The 19,815-nt window shown below is 48.6% G+C and carries 11 protein-coding genes; 1 reads left to right on the top strand and 10 read right to left on the bottom strand.

Annotation, left to right across the window (positions count from 1 at the left end):
• Positions 1–19 precede the first annotated feature (19 nt).
• The 4 genes from FEM33_RS16560 to FEM33_RS16550 all read right to left on the bottom strand — a co-directional run bounded on the left by FEM33_RS16560 (position 20) and on the right by FEM33_RS16550 (position 7,527).
• Entirely contained in the window at positions 20–5,284 is a 5,265-nt protein-coding gene (locus FEM33_RS16560) for a PAS domain S-box protein (RefSeq protein ID WP_139013111.1), read from the bottom strand.
• 79 nt (positions 5,285–5,363) lie between these two features.
• Positions 5,364–6,503 (bottom strand): chemotaxis protein CheB, encoded by a 1,140-nt coding sequence (locus FEM33_RS16555; RefSeq protein WP_229214279.1) that lies wholly within the window; start codon positions 6,501–6,503, stop codon positions 5,364–5,366.
• 425 nt (positions 6,504–6,928) lie between these two features.
• Positions 6,929–7,099, bottom strand: coding sequence for a hypothetical protein (locus tag FEM33_RS26425; RefSeq protein WP_161597161.1), 171 nt, complete (start codon positions 7,097–7,099; stop codon positions 6,929–6,931).
• Positions 7,100–7,329: 230 nt separating this feature from the next.
• Positions 7,330–7,527, bottom strand: a complete 198-nt coding sequence (locus FEM33_RS16550) for a hypothetical protein (protein WP_139013110.1) — start codon at positions 7,525–7,527, stop codon at positions 7,330–7,332.
• A 361-nt stretch (positions 7,528–7,888) separates the two neighbouring features.
• On the opposite strand from FEM33_RS16550, the gene FEM33_RS16545 reads away from it, so the two are divergent.
• Positions 7,889–10,303 carry a TonB-dependent receptor gene (locus FEM33_RS16545; protein WP_139013109.1) on the top strand — a complete coding sequence of 805 codons (2,415 nt, stop codon included), beginning with the start codon at positions 7,889–7,891 and terminating at the stop codon, positions 10,301–10,303.
• A gap of 241 nt (positions 10,304–10,544) precedes the next feature.
• On the opposite strand, the gene FEM33_RS16540 is transcribed toward FEM33_RS16545, so the two are convergent.
• The 6 genes from FEM33_RS16540 to FEM33_RS16515 form a co-directional block, all read right to left on the bottom strand.
• On the bottom strand, positions 10,545–11,984 hold the full coding sequence (locus tag FEM33_RS16540) for an energy transducer TonB (RefSeq protein WP_229214278.1): 1,440 nt from the start codon (positions 11,982–11,984) through the stop codon (positions 10,545–10,547).
• 269 nt (positions 11,985–12,253) lie between these two features.
• Positions 12,254–13,507 carry a hypothetical protein gene (locus tag FEM33_RS16535; protein ID WP_139013107.1) on the bottom strand — a complete coding sequence of 418 codons (1,254 nt, stop codon included), beginning with the start codon at positions 13,505–13,507 and terminating at the stop codon, positions 12,254–12,256.
• Between the two features lie 18 nt (positions 13,508–13,525).
• Positions 13,526–14,419 (bottom strand): DUF4097 family beta strand repeat-containing protein, encoded by an 894-nt coding sequence (locus FEM33_RS16530; RefSeq protein WP_139013106.1) that lies wholly within the window; start codon positions 14,417–14,419, stop codon positions 13,526–13,528.
• 11 nt (positions 14,420–14,430) lie between these two features.
• Positions 14,431–15,003, bottom strand: coding sequence for a hypothetical protein (locus tag FEM33_RS16525; protein WP_139013105.1), 573 nt, complete (start codon positions 15,001–15,003; stop codon positions 14,431–14,433).
• A gap of 9 nt (positions 15,004–15,012) precedes the next feature.
• Positions 15,013–15,522 carry an RNA polymerase sigma factor gene (locus tag FEM33_RS16520; RefSeq protein WP_139013104.1) on the bottom strand — a complete coding sequence of 170 codons (510 nt, stop codon included), beginning with the start codon at positions 15,520–15,522 and terminating at the stop codon, positions 15,013–15,015.
• Positions 15,523–15,830: 308 nt separating this feature from the next.
• Complete coding sequence (locus FEM33_RS16515; protein ID WP_161597160.1) at positions 15,831–19,649, bottom strand: ELWxxDGT repeat protein; 3,819 nt, start codon at positions 19,647–19,649, stop codon at positions 15,831–15,833.
• Positions 19,650–19,815: the final 166 nt, after the last annotated feature.

The following is a 19,815-nucleotide window of genomic DNA, read 5'->3' as shown; positions in this document are numbered from 1 at the left end:
TCGGTAATCTTAATTTCTTTTAACAATCATCCATTCCGGATTTTTTCAATAAACGGATTTCAAAACGGGTTCCCTGTTCCGGATCACTTTCCACCAGAAGCTGACAACCCAGCAGCTTGCAAAGGCGGTTGACAATGGCCAGGCCAATGCCTTCTCCTCCTGACTTATGCACCATTGCAATCTCTCCCGGCATCGACTCTTCGGGTTCTCCTTTCAGACGGGCAAGCAGTCTGGCCGACAGTCCCGGCCCGGTATCCGCTACGGTAAAGTACCAGCCCGGCACATCCGTAAGTCTTTCCCAGGTTATTGTTACGCCGCCTTCCCGGGTATATTTCAGAGCATTCAACAACAGGTTTTGTGCAACACGCCGGATTTGTACCGGATCGCTCTCCACTTCCATGTTATCTGGTCCTTGCGCCTTCAGCCACAATCCCTGTTGATCTGCCATAGGCTGTGTATTGTGTACCAGCTCCTGCAAAAGTCCTGCCACATCAAAGCGGCTGATGTGAATTATTTCCTGAGCAGCTTCCAGCCGGGCAAAATCCAGCAGGCTGCTCATCAGCTGCGTCATCTGCTTGGTATTGCGCTGGATCATCTGGATCAGCACGTTATTGTCGGCTTCATTGCCCGACATGCCCAGCAGCTGGGCAGCAGAAGCAATAACGCCAACCTGCCCCCGCAGGTCATGCGATGCAGACCGGAGCAGTTCGCCGCGTTCCTTCAGCGCCTCGCGGAGCTGGGCAACAGCTTGCGCATTCTGACTGGCATTTTCCAGTTCGCCCAGCCAGAACTGCTGCTGATTCTGGGCTTGTTTCAGCTCTGTAATGTCCAGTCCGGTCAGTACCACGCCGTCATCCTGCCGGCTGATGGCTACTGCGAGCCATCTTTCCTGTCCTTCTGAAGTAAGGTATTTTTCATCATAACGGGGATTGTTAGCGTTGTAAACCTCCATCAGAAAATCAGATGTCTGAGGTCCCCACAGCAATGTTTCAAAATGGTTGGCCGGCTTGCCCAGCAGCTCATAAAGCGGCTCACCGAAAAATTCGGCCAGTTTCTGGTTTCCTACGGCCAGTTGAAATCCGGTAACTATATCATTATTTGCCTCATCCCTTACGGCTTTCAGCAGGCCGATACAGGCAGGCGAAGCATCCAGTACAGCCTGCAGGTTTTCAGCCGTTTCGCGGGTTTGCTGCTGTGCCTTTTGCAATTCCGTAATATCACGGGCAATGGCCAGTACACTGTGAACGGAACCATCCGGTCCATGCTCGGGAACCATCCGGGAATAATAGTCAAAGCGGCCCTTTGGCGTGGGAAATGAGTTATAATGCTCCTGCGGCTTGCCGGTATCAAAAGTCCGCTGAAGCTTGTTCATGTACGGACCGGCAATGTCGTCCGGCTGTCCCATCTGAATGTTTGTTTTGCCTAACAGATTTTCGAGCGTCTGTCCGGATTTATTGATGAAGGCACTGTTGGCAAAAAGCAGGCGGAGATTTGTGTCCCATCGGGTAATCACATCGGGAGTATTTTCAACAAGTGTCCTGAGCTGTGCTTCACTCTGCCTGATCTGTTCCTGAGCCAGTACCTGCTCCGTAATGTCCCAGTCGGTTCCCAGCATTTTGATGATCGCCCCGCTTTCCGAAATCAACGGCACGCCTCTTACCTTCAAATACTTGATTGAATTTCCGGTATGAATGCGCAGGATCTGTTCAATAGGCTCTGTTCCTTCTTTGAGCCAGTTGGTAAACTGCTGCGCAACTTCCTTATCGTTACCTGAAGTGAAATCCTGATAAATACTGTCATGAACCGGTGTGCCCACAGGCAGATTAAACAATTGATACATACCTTCCGACCAGATAAACTCTCCGCTTGTACGGTCATACTCCCAGCTTCCTGTGCGGGCCAGCAATTCGGTTTGCTGCTGCCACGTCAGGTTTTTAAGCGCTTGTACCCGCTCAGTCTGCTTGCGTAGCGTGATGTCACGGGCAATGGTAGAAACACCGATCACCTGTCCGGCTGAATTCTTGACAGGCGACATGATGACTTCCAGTTGCATTTCCCGGCCATCCTTATTGACCCGGATGGTATCAAAGATTTCAACTTTCTCAGAAATCTTGATCTTTTCAGTGTCTTTCAGCAACTGGTCCAGATCCTTGGGCAAGGTCAGCATGCTTAGCGGATGCCCGATGGCCTGAGAAGAAGAATAGCCGTACAGTTCCTGAGAAGCCTGATTCCAGCTGGTAATAATGCCTTCAAAATTGACGGTCATGATCGCATCCTGTGAAGATTCAACGATGGCAGCCAGAAAGGAGCGGGCTTCTTCGGCGGCACGCTGTTCGGTCAGGTCACGCATGATCTTGACAAATCCCAGCAGTTTGCCTTGTCCGTCTTTCAATGGCCAGACAGAGCCTGAGCCCCAGAAGCGTGTTCCGTCTTTTCGGACATGCCAGCGTTCATTAATGGCATATCCCTGCTTCCGTGTCGTTTGTTCCTCACTTTCAGGTACGCCGTTTTTCCGGTCTTCGGGCGTAAAAAGAATATCGGCGGACTGGCCCAGAATGTCTGCTTCCGAATAGCCGGTTATGCTGTGTGCGCCCGGACTCCAGCTGGTGACGTTGCGGTCCAGATCCTGGGTGAGAATTGCATAATCCTTGGCACTTTCAAACACCAGACGCATGCGCTCTTCCGACTGCCGCACTGCTTCTTCTGCGGCTTTGCGCCTTGAAATATCCACAAAAGTTAATACAACACCGTTGATGCGGTCTTCGGCCGTACGGTAGGGCAAGACCCGCATCAGGAACAGCTGTCCGTCGCTGGTCTGAACTTCGCGTTCTACAGGCTGCAGCTTTTCCAGTACACTTTCAGCATCCCTTAGCAGGTCATCATCGCTGAGCCGGTTGGTAATATCCGTCAAAGGGCGGCCGCTGTCGGATGAGATCAGATTGAAAATGGTGCGTGCAGCCGGTGTAAACAGAATGACCCTCAGGCTTCGGTCCAGAAAGAGCGTGGCAAGGTCTGTGGAATTAATCAGGTTCTGCAGATTATTCCGGGTAAATGAAATTTCTTCCAGTTTTACCTTAAGTTCCTGATTGACCGTTGTCAGCTCCTCATTGATCGACTGCAGTTCCTCCTTGCTGGTTTCCAGTTCCTCGGCTGCCGAGCGAAGTTCCTCATTCATGGCCTGCAGTTCTTCATTGGAGGCTTTCAGCTCTTCGGCCTGGGTTTCATGCTGTTCACTTGAAGTACGCAGCTGTGCCTTGATCCGGACCAGTTCTTCTTCCAGTTGCCGTGCCATAGGTTCCTCAGAGGCAAGGATACTGGCTGCGGGGCCGGTATGCTGTCCGGTCGGTTCAAAAATGACCAGTAAAAAACCTTTGGCCGGATTGTTTCTGCCGGAATCTGCTTCATCCAGCACCGGACGTACATGCAGCGTCAGCGTCTGTGTTTTATCGTCAATCCTGACCCGAAGATTGGGCGCTTCTACATTGGTTCTTTGCTGAACAGCCTGGTAGAAAGCTGTTCTGAGTTCCAGCCGAAGCTCCGGCCTGATAAGTTTGAGCAGGTTTTTGGAAGGCTCGCCGCCTGCAATGTGCAGGTAAATACCGGCGCGCTCCGATAAATGCAGAATATCATAATCCTCGTTGACAATGATTGACGGCGGGGCATACTGTTCCAGAAGCTGCTGGTGCAGATCTCCGAAATTAAGCCTGCTTTGCAGTGACCGGCTGTCTTTGGGCAAGGCAATTTCAGGCGTTTCCTTTTTCCCGGCCGGTACCAGAAAGGTGTTTTCCGGAACGGGATAGGAACGGATTGAAACCGGCCGGCTCTGATAAATATGGTTTTCACGGCTGACAGTAGCAAACAGATCACCTGCGCCGTCGGTAGTCTCCGAAAGGCCAAGCAGGAGGTAACCTCCGGGTTTCAGAGCAAAGTGAAAAGTTTCCATCACCCGTTCCTGCGCCGCATTATTGAAATAAATAAGCAGGTTACGGCAAGTGATCAGGTCAATTTTTGAAAAAGGCGGGTCTTTCAATACATTGTGATGAGCAAACAGTACCATTTCACGGATTTCCTGTCTTACCCTGAAATTATCACCGTCCGGTACCATAAACCGGCGCAGCCGCTCAGGTGAAATATCAGCAGCGTCGTTTATCGTATAACGCCCTTCCCGGGCTACGGCTATTGCTGCCTCGTCAATATCCGTGGCGAAAATCTGCACTTTGGGCGCATCGATCATGTCCATAGTGCGTTCTGCCATGAGCATGGCCAGCGAGTATGCCTCTTCACCCGTAGCGCAGCCGGCCACCCAGATTCTGACAACGCCGTCCATATCCTGTTCCCGGGTAAGCACGGGCAGAATGTCCTGTTCGAGGGCCAGAAACGCCTTGCTGTCCCGGAAAAAGTTGGTGACCGAAATCAGCAAGTCTTTCAGCAAAGCCTGGGTTTCCTCCGGATGCTCTCTCAGAAATGCTGCATAAGCAGGAAGATCGGAGAGGTTGCGGACGTTGATGCGCCTTTCCAGACGACGCATGAGCGTTGGCCGTTTGTAATTGGAAAAGTCGTGGCCGGTGCGCAGGCGCAGGTGCGTGAACACCTCGCGCAGTGCCTGCTGCTGATCTTCGGGACGCATCTGTGCTTCTGCCCGGATGGATACCGACCCAAGACTATCGCGATAGGAAATCAGTTTTGCCGGAATCTGTGCTACTGACAGAATATCATCAACCAGGTTCGTTGCGATGGCATGACGCGGCATTTCATTGAATGCAGCTTCGCGCGGGTTTTGCACAAAAACAGCCCCGCCGTTTTCCTTGATCCGCTTAAGACCCATTGATCCGTTGGCACCTGTGCCGGACAAAATTACTCCGACTGCCCTGGAACCATGGGAATCGGCGAGTGAACGGAAAAAAATATCCACCGGTGCCCTGCGTTCTTCCTGGTTCAAATTGGGGGATACCGTAATCTGGTTAACCTGGATCTGCAAATGCTGGTTGGGCGGTACAACATACACATGATTAGGCTGAATCCGGACGTTTTCAGTAACCTTAATAACCGGTATCGGTGCAACCTGGCCAAGGATTTCGGCCAACCGGCTGTCATAGTCAGGCGATAAGTGCAGGATGACGACATAGGCCATATCTGAACCGGCATCTACCTGTTCAAAAAATTCGATCAATGTTTCCACGCCGCCAGCCGAGGCTCCGATGCCTACAATAAGTGTCTGGTCTTCTTTTTGGAGGGCATCCGGTATTACACTGGTCTTTTCTTTACTGGATTGTTTCTTGCTCACGTACTGGTCCTTTTTTCAGCGTTGTAAGTTTGTTAATGTATTGTTCAGGATTAAATAGTCCGTTATTTCGTCCGGATGTTCAACTTTTGTCTTCGTCGGGCGGGATGAGGTCTTCCATGTTCATTTGCCCCTGGAGAAGGACAGCTTTCCGCACAAGCTCTGATCGCTGCTGCGCTTTTTGCGCCTGCTGAAAATACCGCGCCGCAAGCGCGGAATGGTTAGCCTCGGCAAAATGGTCTCCAAGGTGGTTAAGGAGCATGATGCTTTCATCTACTCCCCGGATTGCGCTGTAAAGGCTTTCTTCAATTTTCTCCGTAATGGTTTCCAGCAGCACATCAGCGGAATAGGCGTGCCCGGTATGACAGCGGAAGCGACTGATGTTGCCATCTTTCAGCAAAGTGAGCACGCCATGACATTCCGGGCATGCAAAAGGGCTTAACTCGCCATATCCAAGAATATTAATGCCGAATGCATCGTCATCGGCCGCTATCTTGATTTCAGCTTTTGTTTTTTCATCTTCCTTCATGGTTACCTGTTTTTTAACACCGGCAGGCTCGCTGGCCAGCCTGGTAAGTAACGGACCTATCTCAGCAAGGGGAACTGTGTAATCAACATCCACCTGACGAATTGCGCTTTCGGGCATGGATGGAACCTGGGAATCATTCGGATCTTGTGCAATGGCTTTGCCGCCGCGGTATTTGATGTTCCACAAACCGGATGTTCCGTCATCAAGGGCGCCGGACAAAATAACGCCGACCACTCTGCTTTGATACGCATAGGCTGCTGAACGGAAAAGCGGATCAACGGCAGGACGGAAGCGGTTTTCCTTCGGGCCGCGGGTCACGCGAACATGTCCTGGTTCCAGAAGCATGTGATGATCCGGCGGAGCAACATAAATGCGGTTCATCACAATGGGTTCGCCATCTACAGCATGGGCAGCCGGAATGGAATTCACCTGACTCAGTACATGCGGGAGTACTCCACGAATGGTGGGCGCCATATGCCAGACAATAAAAATGGCTGCGTCCAGATCCGGTGGCAAATCGGAAACAATTTTTTTAAACGCCTCAAAGCCGCCTGTTGAAGCTCCCATAACAATGATATTCTGTTTTTCCATTCGACTGATCTGATAATCCCGGTTAGTCATTGCAAGTACCAAAGGTATGTAAAACCATTGCGACAATGTGTCTATATCGACGTTCAGGGCTGATTTTAGCAAATGTTTGCTTGACAAAATAATCGAGCCATAAGCCAAATTTGTCTTTGATTCCTGCTTATTCCCCGGGTGAATGGGTGGTGCCCGGCATATGTGAAGACACAGATATGCGCTGCGCTTTTGATTGCTGATCATGTGTGTCTCCGCAAATGAGGCACCTGCTTTATAAAAGCCTGCCCAAAATCAACATGGATGAACTGTAACCTGAGCGGCGTCGCCGGATTGGATGTGAACGGTCGTGAATGGCACAAGCTGAAATGCTGAGGATTTCTGAAAGCCGGCTTCAAAAACTGATTTATTATGCAGTACAGAAAAGTAGCGTTTATGAGCCATTGTCAACGGCTGCTAACTGGCAATGACCGGAAAGGAGGGATGGGAAAAGAGCAGAATTTTTGACGTTTGCTGCTATACGTTAATTGAATATCCTGTTATTGATAACCTTTTATTTTGGCCAGACTTCTTACCGAAATCCAGTAAATTCCAAGAGAAAGCGGCACAAGAAGAAAAATTTCGTTTGTTAGAAATCTGGCAACCATACTAACAGAAATGGCGACGATCCAGATGCTGAACAGGTATTTTACCCAGGATAGTTTATTCATGAACAGCGCAGTTTGTTGTTGCATGAATATGAAAATAAAATGGCTGATTTCCAAATTGCGGACAGGAATTTCCATATATAATTGCGTATTTACTGAATGCAGGCGTATTTATGTAAAAACGGGCATAGAGTAAGCCTGTTTTTACATAAAGCAATACAAAGCCAATCCGATGTTTTGCACCGGACAGAAACAGTACAGCAAACCGTTTTGGTTAAAACCGGATCAATCCGTTACCACGTCCAGAGTTTCTGATTTTTAAAGAAACCACATGCTGTTAAAACCTGCATCAGTATACTGGTGACGAGAACGGCACGGACCAGTACAAAAAGCAATCTGAAATCCGGCTCCGGTCCAAGTAAAATCAGAAAATAATAAAGCAGGATGTTTGAAGATGCGAGGGCAATGAATGTAAAAATTCTGGCTATCATTTTATCTAAGTCTAGAATACAAAAATAGTGCAACTTTCTGATTCTCAAAAAATGATTTTCATCATAAATTTTTAAATCAGGAAGAGCAGCCGGAAACAAAGCTGAACACAGAATATCCATTCAGAATGCAAGGCTAAAATAGTTGTAATCAGCATGTCTGAAAATATGAGTGCCTGTTGGGCAACAGCTTGTAGATACTATACGTACTGGTTGCATAAGCCGGGAAATTAACAATTGCTTTCTTTACTATCCTTCACAGAATACAATCGTGTTATTTGCAAAAAGGTAAAAAATAGCTTGGAAGTGTTCCTTTGGCCAAATACATTTGCGCAATAGTTTGTAATTTGTCTAAATTAACTTAATGAAACTTCTTCTATCCATTTCCCTGCTTCTGTCAATCCATTGTTTTGCCCAGACCGGCAAGATAAAAGGAACTGTGATGGACAACACGAAAAACGGCCTGCCCGGTGTAAACATTCTGATTAAAGGAACCGGCCTCGGCACGCATACCGACAACTCGGGACTTTTCGAACTTTCGGGTATCCAGGACGGCCATTATGTGCTGTCCGTTTCTTCGCTGGGCTTTAAAACCAAAGAATTGCCTTTCACGATTGCACAAAACGAAGTGGACCTTAACACGATAACCTTGTATGCGGGTGATGAAATATTGCGTGAAGTAGTCGTGGAAGGCGAGCGGGAGAACAAGTTTTTGAGGAGCAAGACAGCCTATGTTTCCAAACTGCCGCTGAAAGATTTTGAAAATACGCAGGTTTACAGCACGATAACGAATTACCTTTTAAAGTCGCAGATTGTAACCAGCTTTGACGATGCACTGAAAAACGCGACCGGCGTGGAAAACCTCTGGACTTCCACAGGCCGTGGCGGCGACGGAGCAGGATATTTTTCATTAAGAGGGTTTTCCGTGCAGCCCAAACTGGTGAACGGCTTGCCCGGCCTTACAAACGGCACGATCAATCCGGCGAATATCGAGCGCATTGAAGTACTGAAAGGGCCGTCCGCAACCTTGTTCGGAAATGCGGTAAGTTCCTATGGCGGACTCATTAATGTGGTAACCAAAAAACCCTATGTCGGAACGGGCGGCGAGCTTTCATTTACAACCGGTTCTTTCGGCCTGAACCAGGTCACGGGTGATTTCAATACGGCTTTAAACAAGGAAAAAAACCTGTATTTCAGGCTTAATACTTCATACGCAACGGAAAGGAGCTTTCAGGATGCAGGTTTCAGAAAATCCTTTTTTGTGGCGCCTTCGCTTTCGTATAAAGTAAACAACAATCTGTCGTTTTCATTTTACGGGGAAATCACGCAGGCCGAGCAGACCAACCCGATGTTCCTTTTCCTGAACCGGAGTGCACCCACAGCATCTAAAAACCTGAAAGAGCTTGGGTATAACAATAAACTCTCGTTCACAAGCAATGATCTGACGCTTCAGAACCCTACGCAGAATTACCGCGTCGAAATGGATTACAAACTGTCGGACACGTGGGAATCTCAAACGCTGATTTCCAAAAGCGCTACTTCAACGCGGGGTTATTATTCCTATTTATTTGATTACGGCATTCTAGGAAACGATACCTTTTCACGTTTTCTGAACAAGCAGAACGAATATACCGGCACGTCGGACATTCAGCAGAACTTCATCGGTGATTTCAGAATGGGTTCGCTGCGAAACCGGGTTGTCATCGGTCTGGATTATTTCTCGGCTACTTCCACCAGCAACGGAACGGGCTATGCATTTTACGGCAATGTAACGCCTGAAGGCGGTTCCAGCGGTGATGATCCGTTTACGACTGATGTGGAAACAACAGCTTACCCGCTTTCCACCGCAGCTGTGGATGCCGTACTGGCAAAACAGCCGGTCTCCAATTCAAAATCCAGATATAACATTTACAGCGCTTACGCTTCGGACGTTCTGAATCTTACCAATACTTTATCCCTGATGATCGGCCTGCGTCTGGATCATTTTGACAACGCTGGCAGTGTAGCGACTTCTGAAGATGATTATAAACAGACAACTTTGTCGCCCAAATTCGGAATTCTGTACCAGCCGGTCGCCGATAAGGTTTCCGTTTTTGCCAATTACCAGAACGGATTTACAAATGTGGCGCCGTCGCTGGTCGGGAACCCGCAGGACGGACCGCAAACGATCAAGACATTCCGGCCCGAGCAGGCAAACCAGATTGAATTCGGTATAAAAACCAACATCATCAAAAACAAGCTAAATGCTACAATCAGCTATTATGATATCCGGGTAACGGATCAGGTTATTACGGACCCGGCATCGCCTTTCAACAAAATTCAGGGCGGTGAAATATTCAGCAAAGGTTTTGAGGTAGAACTGAATGCCAACCCTGTAAACGGATTGAATATCCGGGGCGGATACAGCCATAACGACAGCAAAACGACCCGTTCGGACAATCCTGACATCCTGAACAGAAGGCCGCTGGACGCCGGTTCGAAACACATTTACAATGCATGGGCAAACTATGAAGTGCCCGGCGGAAAACTGCAGGGTTTCGGCGTCGGTGCCGGGGTGAACGGCGCAAGCGAAAGATACGCGATCAATTATGCTTCTACGGGAGACTTTATGCTGCCGGCTTATACCGTTGCCAATGCATCGCTCTTTTACCAGGCTGAAAATTATCGCATCGGCGTCAAGCTCAACAATGCATTCAACAAAGAATATTACAAAGGCTGGTCTACCATTGCGCCGCAAATGCCCCGGGCTTTGCTGGCAAACATTACCTATACTTTCTAGCTATCTGATTTTTAAGTACGAGTGGTTGCATTTAAAGGCCGGAAAATCTTTTTCCGGCCTTTTTTATAAAGCATCAAGGCGTTGAACAGCCATGCTGCCGGTGTTTGTTATTGGGCAACAATTCAATCCGGCGATTCCATTTTATGCCCTTATCGAAAGGATTTTGATTTCTTCGGATTGCGATTATCTGCAGAAATTGTTTTGTTAAAAAGGCGTTGGTTTGGCAGGCAAAACCCGTTTGTCAGTTTGTCTCGAAATTAATCGGGAATGTATGCCGGGAGCTTATTTTCAGCCCTTTCTGAATACACGGGTCCCACAAGCCGTCGGTCATTTTGATTACTTCCAATACCTGCTGATCAATGTGTTTTGCCACACCGCGGTCTATGGAAAAGTCACTTAATCTGCCTTCTTCACTGACCAGAAATGAAATCAGCAGCTTTCCTTCGGGCCGTCCGATGGAAGGGTTCATCGGCGGCATGTAATTAACATGGTCGCGCAGCAGTTTGAAAAATTCTTTTGGTCCTGCCCTGAACTTCGGCTGAACGATGTCCACGGTGTATTCCAACGGCTGCTCACCGGTATGCCGCACGCCTTTGGTAAGCTTTCCGCCTTCATAAAATTCTTCATAAACAAGGTCACTGACCGCCAGTTTTCCTGTCCAGCGGCCGGTTTTGAACCCGTTTTCAACCATTCCTTCCTCATAAACCGTTTTACCCCGGTAAGTGCCCGCATGAATGCGGGCCATGCCGTTACCCTCTTTTACCAGCACATTGCCATCGGTGTCCCGATTCTCCTTTACCGAAATACGGTTTTTGTTGTCGATCAGGATTACGCTGCCAAGCTGGCCGTTATCATACCAGCTGGTTACCTGAACGAGGCTGTCGGCTGCAATCCGCTCTTCTTTCAACATGCCGCTCTGGTAATAGGATTTGCGCACCGCAGGCAGTTTGCCGCTGCCGGGATAGGCTACAAAAGACAGCAGTCTTCCGTCAGGCTGTACGGTAATTTCTTCCGAAGGACTTTCCCAGTTGCCCATGTTGGCCGAAATGCGGTACGCTTTTATGGAGTCCAGTTTCACCGGCCCTGATAATTGTACCCAGATTTCGTTTTTTACAAACGGGAAAGCCTTCACCGTTTTCCAGTCACCGCTTCTTTTTTCCTGAAACAAAATATCTGCGCGCACATCACCGTAGCGATCCACGGGTATAATGTTCCGGTATCTGAATTTTTTTTCATCGGAAACCATCTGGTAATTTTTGTCAAAATATTCGATCATTGCATGCCGGGCACTGTCATACGCGGGAATGGGAGCGGTGCGGAACTGGATCGGATATACTACTGCCTGCCGGACGGGCTGATTTTTTAAAGATGCCGGTTTCCAGGCTTTATACAAATTCATCACGCGGAGTGCCTCCGCATCGCACAGGCTGTCGAGCGGGCGTGCAATGGCAAGGCCGGACATGGTGCCGTCTGTTTCCACCACGCCTTTGATCAGTACCCGCGCGTTCATTCCTCTGGCCGCAGACTGAATGGGGATTCGCAGGTTAGCCAGTACAAACCGGTTGAACATCGCCAGTCCGCCCGCAGGCTCCGCTGCTTTTTCAACTTCATTGACCTGATAAATCGGTTGCGAAATGGCAGGAAAAGCAAACAGGCAAAACAGTACGACTAAGTTTCTCAAGGCCATATCAAGAATACAGAATGAAACAGGAAGGACCCGTCAAAACAGCGTTGTAACAAGGTCTATTCAGATAAAAGATCACAAAATAATCCCGGTTGCAAGTCCTTCTTTGTGTCAGCAATATAATAATTATCTTTGAAAAAACTGCAATTTAACCAGATCAAGTATATTGCAGTTGACTAAAATGCTTGATGACCAATGTGAAAATTGCTTTTAAATTGGCATGGGCATCGTTTGTTCTTTTTAATGAACTGCAATAAGTGAAAACCTCAGAACGTAAATCCGACCGCTATTTTCGACATCAATACCGGTCGTGAATCGCCGGAGTAGCGGTAGCCGTAATTACGTGTTTTCTGGTAAGAGAGGGAGCCGTCTATATAAATTCTCTTGAAAAGCCTTTGCTGATAACCCAATGTCAATGCATTGGTAAGGCTGCGGAAGGTTTCATCCCGATGAAATTCTGGCTGGAAAGCAGATCCTGACTTGTACACGTTAATGCCGTAATTGCTTTTCAGCCCGGCATACGGCCCGGAAAAATTGCCTCCTGCCTTGCCGCGCCGCATCCTGTATTTCTGCAGGAAATAATACCGGAATTCCAGACCGGCACTGGCATACGTAAACTGATCGTGGTAGAGGCCGGTTTGATTGTGGTTGTAGAATGAATATACCAGATTGGCCTGAAGGGAAAGCGGGCTGTCTCCGAGTTTCCGCTCATAGGCGAAGCTTCCTCTTGCGATCTGGTGCTGGAGACCGATTGCGATATTCGGCATTTCCATCTTGAATTGATCATGGATCAGTTCGTCGCAAACGATCACGTCGCATAAAGGCGATGTTGCTGATTTTTTCCAGTCGCCGAGTGCAATGCCGATGTTGGCCTGCGTGCCGAGTACAAAATTGTTGAACCTGAAAAAGCCCTGGTGCTGCTCAAAGAAAGTAAACTGACCGGCTTCTTTATTGTAAAGCCCCACAGCAAAGTCTATAAAACCATGATTGAAAAACCGGCTCTGAAATCCGTAAAGCAAGCCTAGTCTGCCCGTGTTTTTATTGGAGTACGAATTCCGGAGATACAGCGATTGTTCATAGGTAAAGCCGATGTAAGCACCGCTGAAATTGTTCGCATTCAGTCCTTTTTCGATCCGCTTGTTCATATTGTAATACCAGCGCGCTTTGGCATTTCCCCACAAATTAACCTGTTTCCAGTTGAAATGCAGCAATTCACTTGCAACGCCGGTATTGAACGGACTGAGCTGGGAATAAACGGACGCTTCCACCGACAATGAAGGAAGCAGTTTGTACTCATAACCAAAGTTGATTCCGCTGCCCTGTATTTCCGATCCGGCCGCTGTGGCCTTGAACATTTGCCTTGTAGGGACTTTGGTCATAAAAACATTTTCATAACGGTCGATGAAATGCTGCTTCACCAGCGTGTCGGTTTCCTGCCGGAATGTAATCGGAATGCTGTCCTGCGCATAGGATAACTGGTAAAAGAACAAAAACAGAAGAGGGCTCAGAATGTTTTTCATAAAGGTTTGAGACTGTGTTTACTTGATGGTCACCTGCCCGAATTCAGCATTGATGTCAACGTTGGCCAACTGGTTTTTAGAGAAAAATGCTTCTTTAAAGTCGGCCGTATTGCGTTTCCATTTGAAGCCGTTCGGAAGTTTCATCGTGGCGTAGGCGCTGTTAATGGCATAGTCGAAGTGCTGCCAGTTCTTTGTCATCAAGGCAATTTCCGCTTTTTTGGACCGGATTGAAAGGCTCGATAGTTCGCCGGTCGGATGCATTTCAACATTTCCGTACTCCGCATTTACTTTGATACTGCCCGCAAGGCGTTCCAGTAACAGTCTGGTATGATCGCTTGAAAAGGAAAATTCACCGGACAGTTCATCGCCTTTCAGCTCACCGAAAGCGGTATTCATCTGCCCTTTTCCCCGCAAGTCCGCAAGATTGGTTGTGCAGAAATCGGCTTTGAGCTGCAAGTTATTTGTCAGGCCTTTCAGCTTGACCGTCCCAAAGGAATTTTTCAGGTCCACGGCACATGCCGCCGGAAGGTGGATCGTGTAACGCGTTCTGAGATTGGAAACCGGCTTTTGTTCGCCGTTTTTCAACACGATATAATTCCGTAAAAAGTAATCCTTGCCGTTACGGTCTGCTATATACTTTACCTTGAAAAGATCGGTAGCGGCTGTATTTTTATCGGGATGCCGGGCCGATAATTCCATGACGATTGAAATTTCTGTTTTGTCCCAGGCTGTGATTTCAACATCCGCTTTTTCTGCGCTGATGTACAATGTGCGTACCGAAGAAGCTTTAACTGTCTTTTCAATGGTTTTGGTAGCAACCTGAAGAACGCCCTGCGCGCTCACGCTCCCGACTGCCAGGCAGACCAGCAGAAAGCAGCATGTCAGGGATTTTGGATATGAAAATGGTTTCATGTTTTTACGATTTAGATCATTTCGGCCATTTTGTTCAATACTTCGGCCTTCTGCTGTTCAATGGTTGCAAACTGGCGCACCAGTTCCGGTTCGGTGTTGTATGCACCAATGGCTTCCTGCAGTTCCGCCGCGGCTCCTGCCAGCTTTTCATATTCATGCTGCAGCTGCCGGTAATCCTTGCTGGTGCAGATCAGCGTTTCCGTTTCACAATAGGCTTTCAGCTTCTGATATTCCTGATCGGTAATTTGTTCTGCAGTGGCCTGCAGGCGTTTGTCCTGCTTTTCCTGTGAGAATGCAATCTGTTTTTCATTGTCTTTTCCCAGCAGCCATACGCCGGCCATACCGGCAATCAAAATGACAGCTGCGGCATATTGCCGGATGTTCAAATTCTTTTTTACCGCCGGTTTGCTGCCGATCATTTCCCAAAGCATTTCGTCGGGTTCATATTCCGGAAGCTTTTTCAGCGCCGTTTTCAATGGAAGCTCATCCAGATTCCGGCTCAGCGAATCCCAGCAACTTTCATCTGGAGTATAATCCGGAAGCTTTGCCAGTGCATTTTTTAACAAGTGGTTATTCTTTTCCATAAAGGTTATTCATTTTGGTGAAAGCATTCTGCGCAGCTTTCTTTTGGCATGGAACAATTGGGATTTGGACGTTCCTTCCGAAATATTCAGCATCACTGCAATTTCGCGGTGCGTGTAACCTTCCACTTCCGCCAGCACGAAAATGGCCCTGAACCCGTCCGGAAGGGAAAGTACCGCCGATTCCAGGTGCGCCGTATTGATTTCTATTTCATTCCAGTCAATGCTTTCGCCGGTGTATTCATCCAGGTTTTGCCAGAGCACCATTTTTTTCTTTTTAGTCGATTTTCTTATTACGATCTGTTTGATCCATGCGCCCAGCGCAGCTTCCCCGCGAAACTGGTCCAGATGCCGGAACACGTCCATAAAAGAATCCTGAAGTACATCGTTGGCATCATCAAAATCGCCTGTAATCCGGTACGCAAGCGTATACATCGCATTTTTGTACCGGTCGTACAACTGCCGCTGGGCAGCCCGGTCATGTAAAAGGCATCCGGAAATGAGTTCTGCCTCCGAGGTCATATTCAATCTTTTGGTTGATCTGTATGAAAGAGGCCGCAAGAAGCGGAAAAGGTTGTATGGATGTGCGGAAAAATTGTTTTTTTGTTTTTGTGAGAAGTCTTTTGTGAAAAGTGAGAAGTTTTATCTGTGAAATGCATTTCACGGTATTTCAAAGTCAGGAAAAGGGTGAGAAGTCTTTTGTGAAAAGTGAGAAGTTTTATCTGTGAAATGCATTTCACGGTATATCAAAGTCAGGAAAAGGGTTTGTAAAAAAATAGGGCAGCGGAGCATTCGTGCTCCGCTGCCCTATAGGATATTGATTTCAGGTTTTACTCTTTGATAAACACCTTGACCGTTTCTGTCAATGCTTCCGACTGAATCTGCATGATGTACATGCCGTTTGCTACAGATATGGCAGAAATATCCACTTCGATTTTTGAAGCCGGCCGGACCGGTTCCGGTGTAGTGACCGGGAAGCTGTTTCCGGTCAGGCTGGTCAGCTGAAGACTTACATTTCCTTTGTGGTTTTCTGATATGCTGACTGTAAACCGTTTTGCTGCCGGGTTCGGGTAAATGCCCGATGCTGATTCCTGTGTTGCGGCTGTTAGAGGCTCGTCTCCACTGTTTAGCCTTGCATCCGGGTTTGTCAGACGGATCAGAAGCTGAGGTTTGTTGGCCGTGTTTTCCCGGCTGTTGAAAGAGAACTGCAGGTTCTGGTTTGCCGGATTGGTCAGCATCAGGCTTACTGTTTTATCTGTTGCCAGCTGGGACTTTACAAAGGAAGTGACGTCTATTTCATAGTATTTGGCCGTACCGTTTACATTCACGGTCCCCAATGCAGCGCCCGAGCCTGCCGGCGCATTCGACCAGTTGATGCCCGTTTCTGTCCAGGCATCATTGGTGACGCCATAAGCCGAAATGCTGCCTGAAGTACTGCTTTGCACATTGGAACCATAAATCCTGAGCTTTGCCGAATGGACCTGACTGACACTGGCCAGCGAGAATTTCAGGAATGCATGGCGCTGATAGCTCGGCAGACTGCCTGTTTTTACGTCCAGAACCGTTTCCTTGCCGAAGTTGGCTGCTTCATAGGGCGTATTGCGCACATACGCATCGGCAACCGGGCCAAGTGTCACCTGCCGGGCCGGCACTACTTCAATGGCAGCAATGATGGGCTGGTCGGCTGCGCCGCTCTGGAAATTGATGTTGAGTGTTCCGTCCGTTACATGGACGGTGAATGTTTCCGTTCTGGCGCGCATGGCCCCGCCGGCTGCCGTAAAGATGTCGTAGTTGGTCAGCTTTCGGCTTCCTTCAATGTCTACGTTGAAGCGGCGCTTTCCTGCGCCGGGCGAGCTGGTGCGGGCCGGCACGCCCCAGTAAATCTCGGCAAAATGCAGCACCACGTTCACCGTTCCGTTTACCCCGGGGATTTGGTAGCTGAACGCCTGCCCGAGCCGCTGTTCTTTGTAGAGCTGGTCATCCGTGGTATTGAGAATATCGCCGCTGGCTGCATGGGAGATACGGGTTGTGCCGTCGTAATACGCGTCGGCAGTAAACTGCCGCGAGCTGGAAGCAGCATAGGCCTGTCCGCCAGCATTGATGCGGACTGCGGCTTGGACTGCCGCATCCTGGTATTTGAACAGCTCGGCACCGTACATGCCGTTGTCGGCCGAAATCAGAAGCTGGTTATTCAGGGCTGCCAGCTCGTAGAATATCGTGGAACCGTTCGGAGTCATTTCGTAGGCCAGGCTGGTGGATTCGGATGTGCCCTGCGTTTTCCAGAGTTCAAGGCCGTTGACCCCGTCCGAAGTAGTAAAGTACAAAGTATTTCCTATGCCAGCCGTATGCCGGATGGATGCGCCGTTTTCCATCGACCCGATGGTTCTGACTGGCTGGGTACCTTCCACCGTGCCGTCGCTTTTCCAGAGTTGTTCTTCTTCATGAGGTACAAAGTAGAAGATGCCGTTCACAGCCGTCATGTTATGGGTCAGAAGGTTTTCATAGTCGTACGTTCGCATTGTCGTCAACAGGAAGGTGCCTTGCTCGGTGCCGTCTGTCCGCCATAATTCCTCGCCCGGGTAATCATCAAAGGCACTGCCGTTGAATTCAATAAAATAAACTAGATTGTTAACTGCCGTAAGTCGGGAGGTGAGATGTTCTTTGATGTTCCTGACCACTGTTGTCCCTGCGGCAGTGCCGTCGCTTTTTACCAGAATGATTTTTGGCCCGTTGGTATAAGCTATGGAAATATAATAAACATAATTACCGGCTACGGCAATGGAAGTGTATATGCTTTGTCCGCTGTTGGGCGCTACATCCTTGATCAGCGTGGTACCTGCGGTTGTTCCGTCGCTTTTCCAGAGTTCGACACTGTTGATGCCGTCGTATGCACCGAAGAAAATCTGGCCGTTCATGGTTACCGGTGCAAAATCGGTTGTCTGCGGAATGGTTTTGATCAGCTGAGTTCCGGCTGTGGTGCCGTTGCTTTTCCATAGCTGCAGGCCGCTGCTGTTGAGCACGCCGAAAAACAGCGTACCGTTCACATTGATCAGCCCTTTCAGGATGTCTGCCTTGGTAAAATCCTTGACCTTGACGGTTGTGGCAGCTGTTCCGTTGCTTTTCCACAGGCTGTGCACCTGTGAGCCGTTGCCGGCTGTAAAGAAAGCGGTTCCGCCTACATTGGTGATCAGCTCGGGACTGGAGCCGCTTTTTCCACTGGTTACATCACTGACCAGTACCGTACCGGCCGCAGTGCCATCCGTTTTCCATAACTCGCGGCCATGAATACCGTCATCCGCAGAGAAGTACGAAATGCCGTTTATTTCTGTAAAACCAAGCGGTATGGATTCCGGTTTGGCAATGTCGGTGACCTGGCTGGTTCCGCCTGTGACCATGGTGCTTTTGAAAAGTTCCAGACCGCCGCCTGCATTGCCGTTGAAGTATAAAGTGCCATGAACATTCAGAAGCCTGGAAGCAGGCATGTCGGCCAGCACCTTGGTACCACTTGCCGTTCCGTTGCTCTGCCACAGCTTTTCACCGGAACCGTCATTGGCTACAAAGGCAACCTTGCTGCCCACGGCGGTTAGTTCCCTGATACCGGAGCCTGTAACGCCCGGCCGGATGTCTTTGACCATTGCAGTCGTAGAAGCCGTACCTTCGCTTTTCCATAGTTCGCGGCCGTAAGTACTGTCATTTATTACAAAATAAAGTTGCCCGTTCACCGCAGTAAACATGGAAGGATCAGAAGGTGCACCTGTATTGATGTTTTTGACGAGTACCGTGCCGGCAGCCGTTCCGTCCGATTTCCAGAGTTCTCTCTGGTCATGCGTAAAATAAAAGATGTTCCCTGCGTCCGTAAAGTTTGATAAGAAAAAACTGAATTCTTTAACCTTAGTCACCGGACTCGTATCGCTGGCCTTGAATAATCCTCTGCTCTCACCAGCCAGCCCTCTGAAATAGAGATTACTGCCTACGGCTGCCAGTGGTTCGTAAATCTGAAAATCAGTATTGGTTTGCACGGGAACCGTTCCTGCCGCAGTGCCATCCGATTTGTAAAGTCGACGGACCTGATTCTCGTATAAAATCAGAAACAACTTGCCATTCACATTGGCCATGTCTATAATCCTGGCTTGTTCCCATCTGTCCAGCGGTTTCAGCAGTACAGTCCCGGCAGTCGTTCCATCTGTTTTCATCAATCCGCCCTGACCAAAAAAGTAAAGCGTACCATTTACATTGACAAGAAACCTGGTGCCCGTTTGTACATTAACAACATCACTGTCTACTTGCTGCAAAGAGGCGGTGCCTTCCGGAGTACCATCGCTTTTCCACAAATAGGCGGCCCCGATGGAATTGGAAACAACAAAATAGATCATGTTGCCGGCACTGATCAGATTGGCAGGGTTCATGCCTTCTATTTCCTTTACAAGTACTGTTCCCTCGGCCGTACCGTCACTTTTCCATAATCCTTTGTTCTGAAAGCTGTCATCGGCAATCATGTAAATCAGATCACCTACCACGATTGATTCGTAAATTCGGAACCCGCTTGCCGATCCCGTTACGTTAATGTCTTTTACCAGAGCACCTTGCTGCGCCAGCAGGGATTGTATACTGATCAGACATATGACCCAAAACGATCGTAATTTTTTCATAAGCATGTGAGTCTGGATGGTTAAAAGTTACTTCATTGTAAAGTCTTTGAAATGAATAGGATACTTCTTTTTGCCGGCATAATGAAACCGGTTTTTAGCAAGCGGCAAGAATAGGAGGGGGCGATGTTCCGGAGGGCAGGAAGCAGACGTTATCCTGTAAAAACCA

The organism is Dyadobacter flavalbus, from assembly GCF_006149045.1.
GTDB lineage: Bacteria > Bacteroidota > Bacteroidia > Cytophagales > Spirosomataceae > Dyadobacter > Dyadobacter flavalbus.
The sequence above is the reverse complement of the archived record's forward strand: the minus strand, read 5'-3'. Positions and strand labels throughout refer to the sequence as shown.